Source organism: Streptomyces sp. NBC_00433, assembly GCA_036015235.1.
Lineage (GTDB): Bacteria > Actinomycetota > Actinomycetes > Streptomycetales > Streptomycetaceae > Actinacidiphila.
In genome coordinates this window covers 843,303-857,871 of record CP107926.1, presented here as the reverse complement: position 1 = coordinate 857,871, position 14,569 = coordinate 843,303, and the positions used below count along the sequence as shown (strand labels likewise).

The window sequence follows — 14,569 nt, the reverse complement described above, 5'->3', positions numbered from 1 at the left end:
GCGACCGCCTGCGGGGTCCTGCTCCGGCGATCGTACGGAGCGGGGGCCGGCGGGCGCCGGGCGGCGCGTCCGCTACCCGGTGACCACGACCTCCCCGGCCGTGATCTGCGGAGGCTGGGGGAGGTGCGACCCGAGGCTGTCGCGGATGAAGTTCGACGCCCGCAGCGTCGACTCCTCGGCGCCCGCCCGGTCCTGGAAGACGCTGGTCGACAGGACCACCCCGTCTCCGGCGTCGAGCCAGTAGAAGGCCACGAAGCCGGGGACCTGGCGCACGATCGGCAGGAATCCCTCCTCCACGAAGCGCGCCACCTCGGCCGGATCGGCCACTCCCTCATACCGCCGTACTGCTGCGTACATGGCCGATCTCCTCGCGCCGGTCCGGGTTCGACGTGTGCTGAGATGCCTTACCCCGGCGGCGGCCGCCTCGCTCGTGAAGCACCGCGCAATCACCGGAAGGGCCGCTTGCGCCGCCGGGCCGGGACCCGGGCGGTTTCACCGGCTCGGGCGGCCGGTCGCCGCGAGGTCCGCGAGGACTTCGCGGGCGGCGCGGGCCCCCGAGGCCAGCGCGCCCTGGACCGAGCCGGTGGCCCGGTGGTCGCCGCAGACGTAGCGGCCCGGGGAATGCCGGGTGGTGCGGCTGAGCGGCCACGGCGGGGGCATGGCCGGCAGCGCCTCCGCCACGCGGTGGACGGCCACCGGCTCCCAGCCGGCGGTGTCGGCCTCGTAGATGTCCGCCAGCGCGCCGCGGACCTCGGCCTCCTGCGCGGGCCGCTCGTCCGCGCCGAGCACGGAGGTGGAGACCAGCGCCCGGCCGCGCGGCGCGTACGTGGGGCTGACCTCGCTGATCACCACGGTGTTGAGGACGCGCCGCGCGGTGTCGGTGATCAGGGTCGGCTCGGCCAGCGGGCTGGCGGGGGCGGCGTGGTAATACGTGGTGACCGAGCGGGTGGGCGGCACTTCCAGGCCGGGCAGCAGGGCGGCCGCCGCCGCGGGTCCCGCGGCGACGACCACCGCGGCGGCCGCGACCTCGTCCCCGTAGGAGGTCAGCACACCGTCGTCGGTGAGCCGCTCCACCGGGATGCCCAGGCGCACGGTGCCCTCGGGCAGCGCGGCGGCCAGCTGCTCGGGCACCGCCGCCACCCCGCGCGCGGGCAGGCACAGGGTCCCGCGCAGCATCGAGCGCCACACCAGGTGGAAGAACCGGCTGGAGGTCTCCAGCTCGCTCTCCAGGAAGACGCCGGAAAGGAACGGCCGGAAGAACGTCTCGACCAGCTCCTCGCCGATCGCCGCGTCGGCGAGGGCGGTACGGGTCGTGCGCTCCGCGGCGTGCTTGATGACGCGTGGCGGCAGCAGCAGGTCCCGCCCGCAGAGCATGACCAGGGCGGACAGGTCGCGGAGCGACGCCAGGCGGCCCGGCAGCAGGTCGGCGGCCAGCCGGGGGGTGCGGGTCGGATCGGCGAAGCGCAGCCGCCCGTGCGGGGTGTGCAGCAGGACGCCGGGGGTGAACGGCCGCAGCGACAGGTCAGGCAGCCGCAGGCGCCGGCGCAGCTGCGGGTAGGAGGTGTTGACGACCTGGAAGCCGCGGTCGAAGCGGAAGCCGTCCCGCACGTCGGTGCGCATCCGGCCGCCCACCGCGTCGGACGCCTCAAGCACCTGGACGTCGAGTCCCGCCGCCGCCAGGTCCTGCGCGCACGCCAGCCCGGCCACGCCCGCCCCCACGACCAGCACGTCCGCTGTCCCCGCCACCGCCGCCACCGCCCTTTCGGCCGCCTGCCTGCCGCGTGCCCGCCCAGCGGGCGGCTACCGGAGCCAGCGGACCACCTGCGGCTCGGCCGCGGCCGCCGCCACCCCCTGCGGTCACCCGATCGGCCGCGCCTCGTGCGGCCGTGCGCATGCACATTCGCGTCCGAACATCCCGTCAAGGGTCCGGACCAGGGAAGTGAATTGGCCGTCAAGGGCAGGTTCACCAGGTGGCATGCGACGTTGCGCCCTGTGCAATGCCGGAGAAAGGCCGGATGAGTTCATTCAGGACTTGTCGGATCGACCGTCGGGCCTGCCCGCGCCCCCTGTCGGACTCAGGCGGACGCCTGCGTCAGGCGGTCCACCTCGCCGTCCGTCAGGGTCAGGTCCGCCACTCCCAGCAGCGCCGGCAGCTGCTCCACGGTGCGGGCGGAGGCGATGGGCGCGGTGATCGTCGGCTGGGCGGCCAACCAGGCGAGGGCGACCGTGGCGACAGGGGCCTCGTGGGCCGCGGCGATCTCGTCCAGGGCCGCGAGGACCTGCCGGCCCTGCTCGGTTTCGAGATGCTTGGCGGCGGAGCCCGCGCGGGCGCTCTCGGTCGTGGCGCCGGGGCGGTACTTGCCGGTGAGGAAGCCGGAGGCGAGAGCGAAGTACGGCACGGCCGCGAGGCCCTCGCGGGCGGCGAGGTCCTGCAGCGCGCCCTCGTAGGTGTCGCGGGAGACCAGGTTGTAGTGCGGCTGGAGGGCCACGTACCTGGCCAGGCCCTCGCGGTCGGCGAAGTCCAGCGAGGCGCGGAGCCGCTCGGGGCTGATGTTCGAGGCGGCGACGTGCCGGACCTTGCCCGCCTTCACCAGTTCGTCGAGCGCGCCGACGATCTCCTCGACCGGCACCTCGGGCTTGTCGAAGTGCGTGTAGTAGAGGTCGATGTAGTCGGTGTCGAGCCGGCGCAGCGACGCGTCGGCGGCGGCCTTGATGTTGGCCGCGGACAGGCCGGGGAAGTCCGGGTGCTGGCTGACCTTGGTGGCGATGACGATGTCGGACCGCTTGCCGCGGGCCTTGGCCCAGCGGCCGATGATCGTCTCCGACTCGCCGCCCTCGTTGCCGTCGACCCAGGCGGAGTACGCGTCGGCGGTGTCGACGAAATTCCCGCCGGCGGCCGTGTACGCGTCCAGCACCTCGAACGACGCCTTCTCGTCGGCGGTCCAGCCGAAGACGTTGCCGCCGAGGGCGAGCGGGAAGACCTCAAGGTCGGAGGAACCGAGTTTGCGCAAGGAAGTCATGAAGGCGGCAACACCGGTAGTCGATCATGTATTCCGCTCAGCCGGTCCGGAGACCGGCCGCCTGTGACGACGCGTCCCGGCCTCCCCTCCGTATCCGCTTCACGCCCGGGTACGGCGACGGGCCGCCCGCGGGGAGCGGGCGGCCCGTCGGAGTCGGGCGCGGGGTCAGCCGCGCTGCTGGCGGGGCATCTGCTGGGTGGCACCCGGGCGGGCGGGCATGGGCTGGGTGGCGGCGGTGGCCTGGGCGGCCAGGTTGGCCGCGGCCGTGGTGGCGTCGAACTGCGGATTCGCCGGGGCCGGCTTGCGGTCGTGGAGGTGGAGGGCCCCGGTGAAGTCGCCGAAGGTGCGGCGGCGCCACTTGCTGATCGGGCCGAAGGTGACCGGGCCGCGGCCGGACAGGCCGCCCGCGGCGGCGATCGTCTCGATCAGCCGGAGGCCCGAGGTGTGGTCGGAGACCTCCGAGTAGATCCGGCCGCCCACCGTCCACGGGGACACGATGATGCACGGCACCCGGAAGCCCGCGCCCACCGGCAGGCCGCCGCCGGGGGTGCCCTTCGGGGACGGCACGTCCACGAACTCCTCGGGATACTTCTGGCGGTTCGGGACCGGCGGCGGGACGTGGTCGAAGAAGCCGTCGTTCTCGTCGTAGTTCAGCACGAAGACGGTCGAATTCCACAGGTCCTCGTTGGCGGCGAGCGCCTCCAGCTTGGACGCCAGGTACTGCGCGCCCGCCGCGGGCAGGTTCGGCGGGTGCTCGTCGGCCTCGCTCGGCATGAACAGCCACGACACGTCGGCGAGGACGCCGTTGGCGCAGTCCTCCTCGAAGCCCAGCGACGCGTCGGCCGCCGGGGTCGGGCTGGTCGGGTTGCCGACCCGGCCCGGCGTGCCGTCGCCGAAGAGCGTGCCGCCGGTCATGACGGAGTTGTACAGGCTCAGCGGCAGGGTCGTCTTGTTCTGGAAGTTCGCGAACCAGCCGAAGACGTTGAAGCCGCTGGTCGCGCCGGAGAAGTACGTCTTGCAGCTGTAGCCGGCGTCGTAGAGGATCTCCGCGGCCGACGGGTAGGTCAGCGGGTTCGGCGTGACGGTCTCCAGCACGGGCCCGCCGTAGGCGCCCTGCGGGTCGTTGGTGCCGGACATCCACACCAGCCGGTTCGGGTCCGTCGGGCCGAGGACCGAGCAGTGGTAGTTGTCGAGCAGGGTGAAGGACTCGGCGAGGGCCCAGTGGAAGGGGATGTCCTCCCGGGTGAAGTAGCCCATCGTGTACGACCCGTTGACCTGGCCGTCGGAGGCCAGGTGGGTGGTCAGCCAGCCGTCCATCGCGCCCTGGTTCCACGAGGCGTGCTGGTCGCGCCAGTCGTGGGACAGCGACGGGATCGCGGCCGCGCCGGTGGTGATGGTGGACATGTGGAACGGCTCCAGGTAGCCGTCCGGGTTGGCCGGGTCGGGCTGCTGGAAGACGGAGTTGCCGTTCGGCAGCCTGACGGCGGTGCGGTCGCTGAAGCCGCGGGCGCCGGGGAAGGTGCCGAAGTAGTGGTCGAAGGACCTGTTCTCCATCATCACGTACACGACGTGCTTGATCTCGGCCAGGCCGCCCTTGGCCGGCCCCGCGGTCGCGGCCCTGGCGAGGCTCTCGGGGAGCACGCCGGCGATGCCGGCGGCGCCGGCGAGCGCCGCCGCGGTGGTCACGAAGCGCCGGCGGGACAGCCCGGGACGAGCGGAATCTGTGCTGCTCATGGTCTCTCTTCTTCGTCTCGTGGGGCCGGGTCAGGACTCCGCGGGGGCCACCGGGCCCGGCGCGGCGCCCGGCCGCGCGACACCGATCACCTGGGCGACGGCGTTGTTGTGCGTGTCCGCGATGTAGAGGAAGTCCGTGGACGCGTCGAAGGCGACCGCGCCGGGGGTGTTGAGCTTCGACGCGGCCGGGGCCGCGCCGCTGCTCTCGCCGCCCGGCACCGCCGCGGAGTTCACCACCGTGGTGATCCTCCCGTCCGGGGTGACCATGCGGACCGCGTTGTTGAACGTGTCGGCGACGAAGAGGTCGCCCGCGCCGTCCACGGCCACGCCCTGCGGGTCGTTGAGCCGCGCGGAGGTGGCCGCGCCGCCGTCGCCGGAGAAGCCGCCGAGGCCGTCGTGGGCCTTGCCCGCGGCGAAGTCGCCGGCCACCGTGGTGATCACGCCGGTCCGCGCGTCGACCCGGCGGATCACGTTGTTGGCCGAGTCCGCGATGTAGAGGTTGCTCTTCGCGTCCAGCGCCAGCCCGGTCGGCTGGTTCAGCCGCGCCAGCAGCGCCGACCTCCCGTCACCGGCGTATCCGGGGCCGGCGACGCCGATCACACCGACGACGAGCCCCTTCGCGGACACCTTGAGCACCCGGTTGTTCTGGGTGTCGGAGATGAAGACGTCCCTCGCCGCGTCGACCACGACGGCCGCCGGGTGGTCGAGCTGGACCGACGTGGCGGTCAGGGACAGCCCGTGGCCCGCGGTGCCGGTGCCCGCGAAGCGCTGGATCACGCCGTTCGCAGTGACCTCGCGTACGACGTTGTCGCCGCTGTCGGCGATGAAGAGGTCGCCCGCGGCGTCCACCGCCGTGCCCGCGGGCTGGTAGAGCGTCGCCTCGTCGGCCTTGCCGCGGTCGCCGTGCTCGCCGTAGCCCTCAAGGGAGCCGGCCAGGATCGACGTGCCGCCGCCGCGCAGCCGGGCCACCACGTTGTCGCCGGTGTTCGACACGAAGACCGAGCCGGCGCCGGCGGACACGCCCGCCGGGCGGTAGAGCGAGCCGGGGGTGACGTTGGGGACGACCGCGCCGGAGCCCGGGTCGATGTGGGTGCCCGCGTCGTCGCCCACCGACGCGTACGGCATCGTCTGCAGGATCGGGCCGGTCGGGGCCGCGCTCGAACCGATCGTCAGGTCGACGTTGTCGGCGGTGCCGTCGCTGTTGGCGCCGCTGCTGACGCCGACCGTGGCGATCGTGACGACGACCTTCCTGGCGCCGGCCGGGACCGTGCCGTGCCAGGCCTGGTGGACCAGGCTGGAGACGTTGTTGCGCTGGCCCGCGGTGACCGGGCCGATGACCGCGGAGCCGAGGGCGGCGCCACCGGCGTCCTGGAAGGCGGCGGTCACGGTCGCGTAGTCGCTCTGCGTCGCGTAGCCGCCGAGGTCGCCGGACAGGACGAACGGCTGGCCGCCGGTGTCGAGCGAGCTGATGTCGATCGCCTGGGTGCCGGTGGTGGCGATGCCCGGGATCGAGACGGTGCTGGGGTTCGTACCGCCGTAGAAGACCCGGCTGCCGGTCACGCCCGGGTAGGTCGAGGTGCGCGACTCCTGGGTGCCGTCCGGCGGGTTGAGCGGTGAGGCGCTGGTCCAGCAGTCGGCGACGGTCTGGTCGTCCCCCAGCGGGGCGCCCAGCGCGGTGGCCGCGGTGAAGTCCTCGGCGCCGGGGTTGGAGACCAGGTTGGTGTTCAGCGCCGGGGTGACCTGGTCGGCGGCCGGGCAGGGCACCGTGTAGCTCTGGCCCGCCGCCTTGTCACCGATCGTCAGGTTCAGGTTGTCGGCGGTGCCGTCGCTGTTGGCGCCGCTGCTGACGGCGACCGTGATGACGGTGACGAGGACCTTCCGCGTACCGGCCGGGATCACGCCGTAGGCGCCGTCCGTCAGCAGGACGGAGGCGTTGCCGCGCTGGGCGGCGGTGGCCGGGCCGATGCCCGCGGTGCCGAGGCTCGTGCCCCTGGCGTCCTCGAAGGTGGCGACGACCTGGGCGTAGTCGGTCTGCGTCGAGTAGCCGCCGATCTGGCCGGTCAGCTTGAAAGGCTGGTTGTCGGCCTTCAGCGAGCTGACGTCGATGAGCTGGGTGCCGGTGGTGACCACGCCCGCGACCTGGACCGTGCTGGGGTTCGTACCGCCGTAGAAGACCCGGCTGCCGGTCACGCCGGGAGAGGACGACGGCCGCGACTCCTGCGTGCCGTCGGGGGCGCTCAGCGGGGAGCTGCTGGTCCAGCAGCTGGCGACGGTCTGGTCGTCGCCCGCCGGGGCGCCGAGCGCGGTGGCGTCGGTGAAGTCCTCGGCGCCGGGGTTGGAGATCAGGTTGGTGTTCAGCGCCGGGGTGGCCCGGTCGGCGGCCGGGCAGGGCGCGGTGTAGCTCTGGCCGGTGCCGTTCGCGGCGATCGTCAGGTTCAGGTTGTCGGCGCGGCCGTCGATGCCGTAGCCGGAGCTGACGCCGGTGGAGGCGACCGTGACCAGGATCTGCGTGGTGCCGGCGGGGACGGTGCCGACCGCGGCCTCGGGGACGAGGCTGGTGACATTGCCGCGCTGGGCGGCGTTGACCGGGCCGATGACCGCGGAGCCGAGGGTGGCGCCCCCGGCGTCCTCGAAGGCGGCGGTCACGGTCGCGTAGTCGGTCTGTGTCGTGTAGCCGCCGATCGCGCCGGTCAGCGTGTACGACTTGCCACCCGCGTCCAGCGGGCCGACGTCGACCATCTGGCTGGCCGTGGTGGTGACGCCCACGATCGAGACCTGCGGGGTCTCGTAGTCGTAGCCGCCGTAGAAGGTGCGGCTCCCGGTCTGGCCGGGGACCGCCGACGCGTACGACTCCATGACGGCGCCGGGCGCGTCCATGGGGGAGGATGCCTCCCAGCAGGCGGGGACGAACTGCGGGTCGCCGTCCGGCGCGCCCATGTCGGTGACCGCGGCGAAGTCCTCGGCGCCGGGGTTCCTGATCAGGTTGGCGCCCAGCGCCGGGGTGACCTGGTCGGCGGTCGGGCAGGTGGCGGTGTAGCGCTGGCCGGAGCCCGGCGCGGCCGCGGCCCCGCCGCCGCTGTTGGCCGCGACCAGGCCGAACACCGTCGCCGCCGCGGCGACCGCCGCCACCACGGTCCAGCGGGCCTTCTGTTGACGTCTCATGATCCATATTGATGTACAGGGCAACGGATATCATGAGGACCGACACTGTCCGGCAGCCGACTCCCGGGTGAACAGTCGTCATGTGCACGTGGGAAACGGGTGAGTTGGGCCGAGCTGCGCTGAGACGGACGCGCCCCCATATGGGCGATCGGCCGGGGAACGGCCACCGGCGGCCGTCGGCGGCATCAGATCGTATGGCACGACGGCCACCGGGACGGGGGTGGACGCGGAGGACGGCAGGCGGACAGGTGCCGGCCGACCGCTACCGGTTGCTCCGGCTGCTCGGATCCGGCGGCGGCAGCAGCGTCCACGAGGCCGAGGACGCGGCGCTCGGCCGCCGGGCGGCCGTGAAGATACCCGCGGGCGGACCGCAGGCCCCCGACCATGTCGCGGTCCAGCGCTTCCGGCGCGAGGCGGCGACTCTCGCCAGGATCAGCTCGCCTTACCTGGTCGGTGTGCTCGACGGCGGGGCGGGCCGAAGGTCAGCGCTTCGCGCAGGGTGCGGCGCCGCCCCGGGTCGGTGCCGCGCTCGCGGTGGTGGGCGACCGCGCCGAGCAGGGTCCGCCGCCCGGCGCCGGGCTCCAGTTCCGCGGCGCGCGCGTCGTGCAGCCGCCTGACGGCATCCGGGTCGCGCTCGGCCGCCGCGGGCAGCCGGCCCCTGGTCGGGCGTCCCCTGCCTTTCCGGCCAGATGCGGCGAATTCGGCTTGCCTCATTGCCCGACTGGCGGACATGCGGCGCCCGGTGCGGCTGTGCGCCCCGCCGGATGCCCTGGGCGCCGGTATTTGCGCCCTGTTAGCTACCCATAAGGTGCGAAATAGTGTGGAGTGCCGATATCCGAGAGGGGCACGCCTTGGCGGAGGAAGAGTTGGCCCACGCGGTCGTGGTGGGCGCCGGGGTGGCCGGGCTGCTCGCGGCTCATGCGCTGGCGCGGCGCTTCGAGCGCGTGACGCTGGTCGAGCGGGACGCCTTCGCCGGCGAGGCGGCCAGGTTCCGGGCGGGCGTACCGCAGTCGAGGCATGTGCACATCCTGTGGTCGCGCGGCTTGCAGGCGCTCAACGAGCTGCTGCCCGGCGTCGGCGCGGACCTCGAAGAGGCCGGGGCCGTCGTCATCGGCGCCCCCGACCAGATGCGCTGGCTGTCGCCCGCGGACTGGTTCGCGGGCGTCCGGGGGACGGGCTACCTGTCCGTGTCACGCGAGGTGCTGGAGTCCACGCTGCGGCGCAGGGTCGTCGGCCGGTCCGCGATCACGGTGCTGGACCGCCACGAGGTGACCGGACTCGACCCGGCGCCGGGCGGGGACGCGGTGCGCGGCGTGCGGGTGCGCGAACGCGGGGGAGCGGGGCGGGAGTCCACGCTCCGGGCGGGCCTGGTGGCCGTCGCCACCGGGCGCGGCTCCCGTACCGCGCAGTGGCTGCTCCGGCTCGGATACGCCGTTCCGGCCGCTGAGCGGATCGATGCGCACCTCGGGTACGCCTCCCGCTACTACCGGCGCCCGGTCGTCGAGGCGGACTGGAGGGCGATCTACCTCCAGGGGAATGCCGATGTGCCGCGCGGCGGGGTGATCGTCCCGATCGACGGCGAGAGGTGGCTGGTCACCCTGATCGGGCAGGGTGAGCACCAGCCGCCGGTGGAGGAGCGGGCCTGGCTCGACTTCGCGTCGTCGCTGCGCTCCGGCGAGCTGTCGGAGGCACTCAAGGGCGCGGAGCCGCTGTCGGACGCGGTGGCCTTCCGGGCGACCGCGAACGAGTGGACGCATTTCGAGCGCGCGAAGCGCTGGCCGCGCGGGCTCCTCGTGACCGGCGACGCGCTGTGCCGCTTCAACCCGGTCTACGGCCACGGCATGACGGTGGCCGCCCTCCAGGCGCAGGCGATCGCCGCCCAGGCCGCGGGGCGTGAACCGGCCGAGATCGCCGACCGGGCGCGCGGGACCCAGAAGGCCGTGGCCAAGTGCCTGCGGGCGGCCTGGATGATCGCCACCGGCGAGGACTCCCGCTATCCCAGCACCGACGGCCCGGCGCCGGGCCCGCTGGCCCGGATGCAGCAGGGCTACCTGTCCCGGGTGCTGGGGGCGGCCAACACCGACCCGGTGGTGTCCGAGGCCTTCTTCGCGGTGCTCTCGCTCAACCGCCGCCCCGAGTCCCTGCTGGCCCCCCGCATCGCGGTACGCGCCACCCGCCGCCGCGGCTGACCCGGCTGACCCGGCTGGTCCCGCGGTCCGGCGCGGGGCCGCTCATGTCTCCGAAGTGCCGTACACCGGGCGCGAGTCCGCACGGGGTCCGGTCGACGACGTCACGTCAGCCGGCGGTGGCCTCGCTCATGGCGGGCGGCTGCGGGGAAGAGGCCGGCGCCGTGTAGCGGCGCAGTTCGGGGACCGCCCGGACGATCACGAGCACCGTGGCCGTCGTGAGCAGGCCGCCGGCGCAGATCACCGGGCGCGGGCCGAAGACCGAACCCGCGGCGCCGTGCAGGAGGTTGCCGATCTGGGGGCCGCCGATGGTGACGACCGTCAGCGAGCCCTGGATACGGCCGCGCAGCGCGTCGTCGCCGAGCGCCTGGGTGATGGCGTTGCGGAAGGCGCTCAGCACGAAGTTGGCCGCGCCGCCGAGGGCCAGGGCGGTCAGCGCGAGCCACAGGCCGGAGGCCAGGCCGAGCACGACGACGCAGGCGCCCCATGCCGCCGCGGCCGCCGCCAGCAGGACGCCGTGGCGGGCGGCGCGGGTGAAGGTGCCCGAGACCAGGCCGACGGCGAAGACCCCGGCGGGGTAGGCCGCGTAGAGCAGGCCGAGCGCGGGGCCGCCCCCTGCCGGGTCGCCGTAGGTGTGCCGGGCCAGCTCGGGGAAGAGGGCCGCCGGCATGCCGAAGGCCATCGCCGCGAGGTCCACCGCGAGCACCGCCGCGAGCAGGCGGCTGCCCGCCACGTAGCGGAAGCCCGCGAGCACCCGGCCCGGCGTGGAGCGGTCCCGGCCGGGGCGGGGCGGCAGCGCAGGCAGCCTGACGACGGCCCACACGACGGCCAGCAGCGCGACGGCGTCGCACAGATACAGCGTGCCGAGTCCCAGCAGCGGGATCAGCACGCCGGCCAGGACGGGGCCCAGGATCGACCCCGCGTAACGGACCAGCGAGCTGAGGCTGTTGGCCGCCGGCAGCAGCTCGGCGGGGACGAGGCGCGGCACCGCGGCACCCATCGTGGTCATGATCGCGCCGAGCGTCAGCCCCTGGCAGGCCACCAGCACCAGCAGGACCGGCACCGAGCGCCAGCCGAGCGCCGCCTGGGCCCACAGGCCCGCATAGGTCAGCGCCAGGCCGCAGTGCGCGGCCAGCAGCACTGTCCGCCGGTCCCTGGCGTCGGCCACCGCACCCGCCCACAGCGCCGCCACGACCAGTGCGACCAGCGACACCGCGGCGGACGCGCCCACCGCCGCGGACGACCCGGTCACCGCGAAGAGCTGCGCCGGAATCGCCACCACGCTGAAGGACCCGCCCACCGCGCCCACCGCGGAGGCCAGCCACAGCCGCCGGTAGGCCGCGATCGCCAACGGGCGGCGGTCCACCGCGTAGGCGCCGGGCGACCGGAGCCCCGGCCGGCTCACCGCCCCGTCCCGCCGCCCGGTGCGGCCGCTTCCTCAAGACCGACGACCTCGGCCACCGCGCAGGCGATGTTGTCGGGGGCGCCGGCGGCGTAAGCCCGCGCGAGCAGCTCGTCCAGCACCTGGCGCGGCCCCGCGGAAGCGGCCAGCACCTCGTGCAGCCCCCGGTCGGGCACCACGGCGGACAGGCCGTCCGAACACAGCAGATAGCGGTCGCCGGCCGCCGCCTCGTGCAGCGACAGATCGGGGCGGTGCGCGCCGGTGCCGCTCAACGCCCTGATCAGCAGCGCCCGTTGCGGGTGGGAGGCCGCCTCCTCCGCCGTCAGCCGGCCCTCGTCCACGAGCGACTGCACATAGGTGTGGTCATGGGTGATCCGGAAGAGCTCCCCGTCCCGTACGAGATAGGCCCGGGTGTCGCCGATGTGCACCAGGGCCAGCCGGGAGCCCGACCACAGCAGGGCGGTCAGCGTGGTCGCCGCCGTACCGGTGTCCGTCGAAGCGGCGATCTCCGCGATCGTCCGGTCCGCCGCCCCGACCGCGTCGGCGAGCGCCCCGAGCAGGTCCCCGGCGGGGACGCGCAGGGCCTCCAGGGGTCTGAGCGCGGCCACCGCCGCCGCGCTCGCGAGATCGCCGCCCGCGCCGCGGACTCCGTCGGCCACCGCCAGCAGCCGGGGTCCCGCGTAGGCGGTGTCCTCGTTGCTGGTGCGCACCAGCCCGGACTCCGACCTGGCGGCATAGCGGAGGCCGAGCACGGCGGGGGCCGCCTCGACGGAACTCCCACTTCCCGCGAGGTAGTCGACCAGGAAGCCGGCCAGCCGCTCGCGCGCCGCGGTCTCGGCCAGCACCTGGTCCCAGTAGCCGCCGATCTCCTCGGCGGCCGCGGCCGCCGGCAGGTCGCAGACCCGGCGGATACGCGCCAGCGGCATGCCCAGCCGCCGCAGCCAGGCGATCAGCCGGGCCCGCTCCAGCTGCGCCGGGTCGTAGTAGCGGTATCCCGACTCGCCGTCCACCGAGGCCGGTTGCAGCAGCCCCAGCTCGTCGTAGTGCCGCAGCGCCTTCGGCGACAGCCGTGCCGCCCGCGCGAACGCCCCGATCGTCAGCAACTGCCGCACGACCCCTCCTCGCCGCGGCCGCCATGACCGCTGCCGGCAAGGCTGCCGCTTCCCCCAAGGTGAAGGTCAACCCGCGCCGTCCCCCGGCGGTGGGCCGGCAGGTCGCGGGAGCGCCGGACCGGTGAGAAGAGCAGGATCAGGGCGGCGAGCGGGACCCCGGCCGTGGTGACCGCCATGGCCGTGCGCAGGCCGAGCGCCGTTCCGAGCGCGCCGCCCAGCAGCGCCCCGAGCGGGATCGTCCCGTAGCCGAGGAAGGCCGTGCTCGCGGTGAGGCGGCCGAGCAGTTCCGGCGGGCAGTAGCGCTGCTGGAAGCCCGCCTTGATGATGTTGCCGGCGACGACGCCCGCGGCGACGCAGAAGCCGCCGGCCACGAAGAAGAGGACTCCGGCGCCGCGGCCGGTCAGCGGGATGAGCAAGGCCGGTACGGCGAGGCCCAGTTCGAACAGCAGCGTCGCGCGGGCCGTACCGATCCGGCCGGCGACCCGGCGGGCCGTGAAGGCCCCGGCGACACCGCCGGCACTGGTCGCCGCGATGAGCACGCCGACCGTGCCAGGGGCCAGGCCGACACCGCGGACCAGGAAGACCACCTGTATCGACTGGTATCCCATCAGGGCCAGGTTGGAGGCGGCGCCGAAGAGCGTCAGCGTACGCAGCCACGGGTCGCCGGCGATCAGCCGCAGCCCTTCGCCGACCTCCCCGGCCAGGGACCGCCCGCGGGTCCTGGCCGGCGGCTGCTCGCGGTGCCGGATGCCCGCCAGGCACAGCAGCGAGACCAGGAAGGTCCCCGCGTTCGCGAACATCCCGTTCACCGCGCCCGCCACCTGCACGATCAGACCGCCGGAGCCGAGCCCGGCGATCTGCGCGGCCGACGCGCTGCCGTGCAGCTTCGCATTGCCCTCGGCCTGGTCGTCGGGCGCCACCACCGTGGGGAGGTAGGCGCTGTAGGCGGTCTGGAAGAAGACCGCCGCGGTGCCGGCCAGGAGGGCGACGGCCAGCAGCAGCCCGATGCTCAGCCTGCCGCACCACGCGGCCACCGGCAGGCCGGCGAAGAGCGCGAGGGAGACCGCGGCGGCGGTGAGCATGATCGGCCGGCGCGGCAGCCGGTCCACCCAGACGCCGACCGGCAGCCCGATCACCAGCCAGGGAGCCCAGGTCGCGGCGCTCAGCAGGCCGACCTCGAACGTACCGGCGTGCAGGGTCGAGACGGCGGTCAGCGGCATCGCCACCCCGGTCACCGACGCGCCGAACTTGCCGGCGGTCTCACCGCACCACAGCAGCCGGAAGTCCCGGTGGCGGCGCAGCAGTCCGCCGCCGGAGTGCCGGCTCATCCGGTGTCCCGCGCCTTGCGGGGGAAGGACTGGAGCTGTACGACCACCGGGCACGCGTCGGGCCCCGGCTCGGCGCCCGCGGCAGGGGTGTGCCGGGCGACGACGGCCATCAACTCGGCATTGAGCGAGGCCAGTTGCTCCGGGGTCAGCCGCAGGTCGCGCCAGTCCGCGATGGTGCCGGCACTGCGCCACCGGTCGTCCCAGTCCTCGCCGACATAGGTCACCACCCGGCTGAAGTAGAGCTGCAGCAGCTCGTGCAGGTAGACCGACAGCGCGCCCCTGCTGTCGGGGTCGTCGCGGAAGTCGGCGGTGTTCAGCTCGTTGGTGACGCCGGTGCGCCGCCACCACCGCTCGCGCTTCGTCCCCCGCCCGGTCTCCTCCTCGATGAAGCCGTGCTCGGCGAGCTGGCGCAGATGCCAGCTGACGGTGCCGGTGTTCTCCCCGAGGCGCTCGGCGAGCCCGGTGGCGGTGGCGGGGCCGTCCAGGCTGAGCAGCTCGAAGATGTTCATCCGCAGCGGATGGGCCAGCCCCCGCAGGCTGCGCGCGTCGATGCGCCGGGTGGGCCTGGCGGGCGGGTCGGCCCGCGGGGTGCCTTCGGGTTCCTCTGACATGCCGGCAGCCTAGT

At 74.3% G+C, this 14,569-nt stretch carries 11 protein-coding genes; 1 reads left to right on the top strand and 10 read right to left on the bottom strand.

What is annotated here, in order from left to right:
* Positions 1–72: 72 nt before the first annotated feature.
* From OG900_03455 to OG900_03430, 6 genes are all read right to left on the bottom strand, one after another.
* Complete coding sequence (locus tag OG900_03455) at positions 73–357, bottom strand: hypothetical protein (protein ID WUH89289.1); 285 nt, start codon at positions 355–357, stop codon at positions 73–75.
* 135 nt (positions 358–492) lie between these two features.
* Positions 493–1,755, bottom strand: coding sequence for an FAD-dependent oxidoreductase (locus tag OG900_03450; protein ID WUH89288.1), 1,263 nt, complete (start codon positions 1,753–1,755; stop codon positions 493–495).
* Between the two features lie 320 nt (positions 1,756–2,075).
* Entirely contained in the window at positions 2,076–3,020 is a 945-nt protein-coding gene (locus OG900_03445; GenBank protein ID WUH89287.1) for an aldo/keto reductase, read from the bottom strand.
* 165 nt (positions 3,021–3,185) lie between these two features.
* On the bottom strand, positions 3,186–4,754 hold the full coding sequence (locus tag OG900_03440) for a phospholipase (protein ID WUH89286.1): 1,569 nt from the start codon (positions 4,752–4,754) through the stop codon (positions 3,186–3,188).
* Between the two features lie 30 nt (positions 4,755–4,784).
* The gene (locus OG900_03435; protein WUH89285.1) at positions 4,785–7,916 is read right to left on the bottom strand and encodes a hypothetical protein; all 3,132 of its coding nucleotides are present in this window, start codon (positions 7,914–7,916) and stop codon (positions 4,785–4,787) included.
* Positions 7,917–8,348: 432 nt separating this feature from the next.
* Positions 8,349–8,630, bottom strand: coding sequence for a hypothetical protein (locus OG900_03430; protein WUH89284.1), 282 nt, complete (start codon positions 8,628–8,630; stop codon positions 8,349–8,351).
* A 137-nt stretch (positions 8,631–8,767) separates the two neighbouring features.
* On the opposite strand from OG900_03430, the gene OG900_03425 reads away from it, so the two are divergent.
* A complete protein-coding gene (locus tag OG900_03425) occupies positions 8,768–10,105 on the top strand; it encodes an FAD-dependent oxidoreductase (protein WUH89283.1) in 1,338 nt (445 codons plus the stop codon).
* A gap of 106 nt (positions 10,106–10,211) precedes the next feature.
* Here the strand turns inward: OG900_03425 and OG900_03420 are convergent, their stop codons facing one another.
* Genes OG900_03420 through OG900_03405 form a run of 4 tightly spaced genes read right to left on the bottom strand, consistent with a single transcriptional unit; the run spans position 10,212 to position 14,555 of the window.
* Positions 10,212–11,507, bottom strand: a complete 1,296-nt coding sequence (locus tag OG900_03420) for an MFS transporter (GenBank protein ID WUH89282.1) — start codon at positions 11,505–11,507, stop codon at positions 10,212–10,214.
* On the bottom strand, positions 11,504–12,616 hold the full coding sequence (locus OG900_03415; GenBank protein ID WUH89281.1) for a MerR family transcriptional regulator: 1,113 nt from the start codon (positions 12,614–12,616) through the stop codon (positions 11,504–11,506). Before OG900_03415 ends, OG900_03420 begins: the two co-directional genes overlap by 4 nt.
* A complete protein-coding gene (locus OG900_03410; GenBank protein WUH89280.1) occupies positions 12,601–13,944 on the bottom strand; it encodes an MFS transporter in 1,344 nt (447 codons plus the stop codon). Before OG900_03410 ends, OG900_03415 begins: the two co-directional genes overlap by 16 nt.
* Positions 13,941–14,555 carry a helix-turn-helix domain-containing protein gene (locus OG900_03405; GenBank protein ID WUH89279.1) on the bottom strand — a complete coding sequence of 205 codons (615 nt, stop codon included), beginning with the start codon at positions 14,553–14,555 and terminating at the stop codon, positions 13,941–13,943. Before OG900_03405 ends, OG900_03410 begins: the two co-directional genes overlap by 4 nt.
* Between the last annotated feature and the right edge of the window lie 14 nt (positions 14,556–14,569).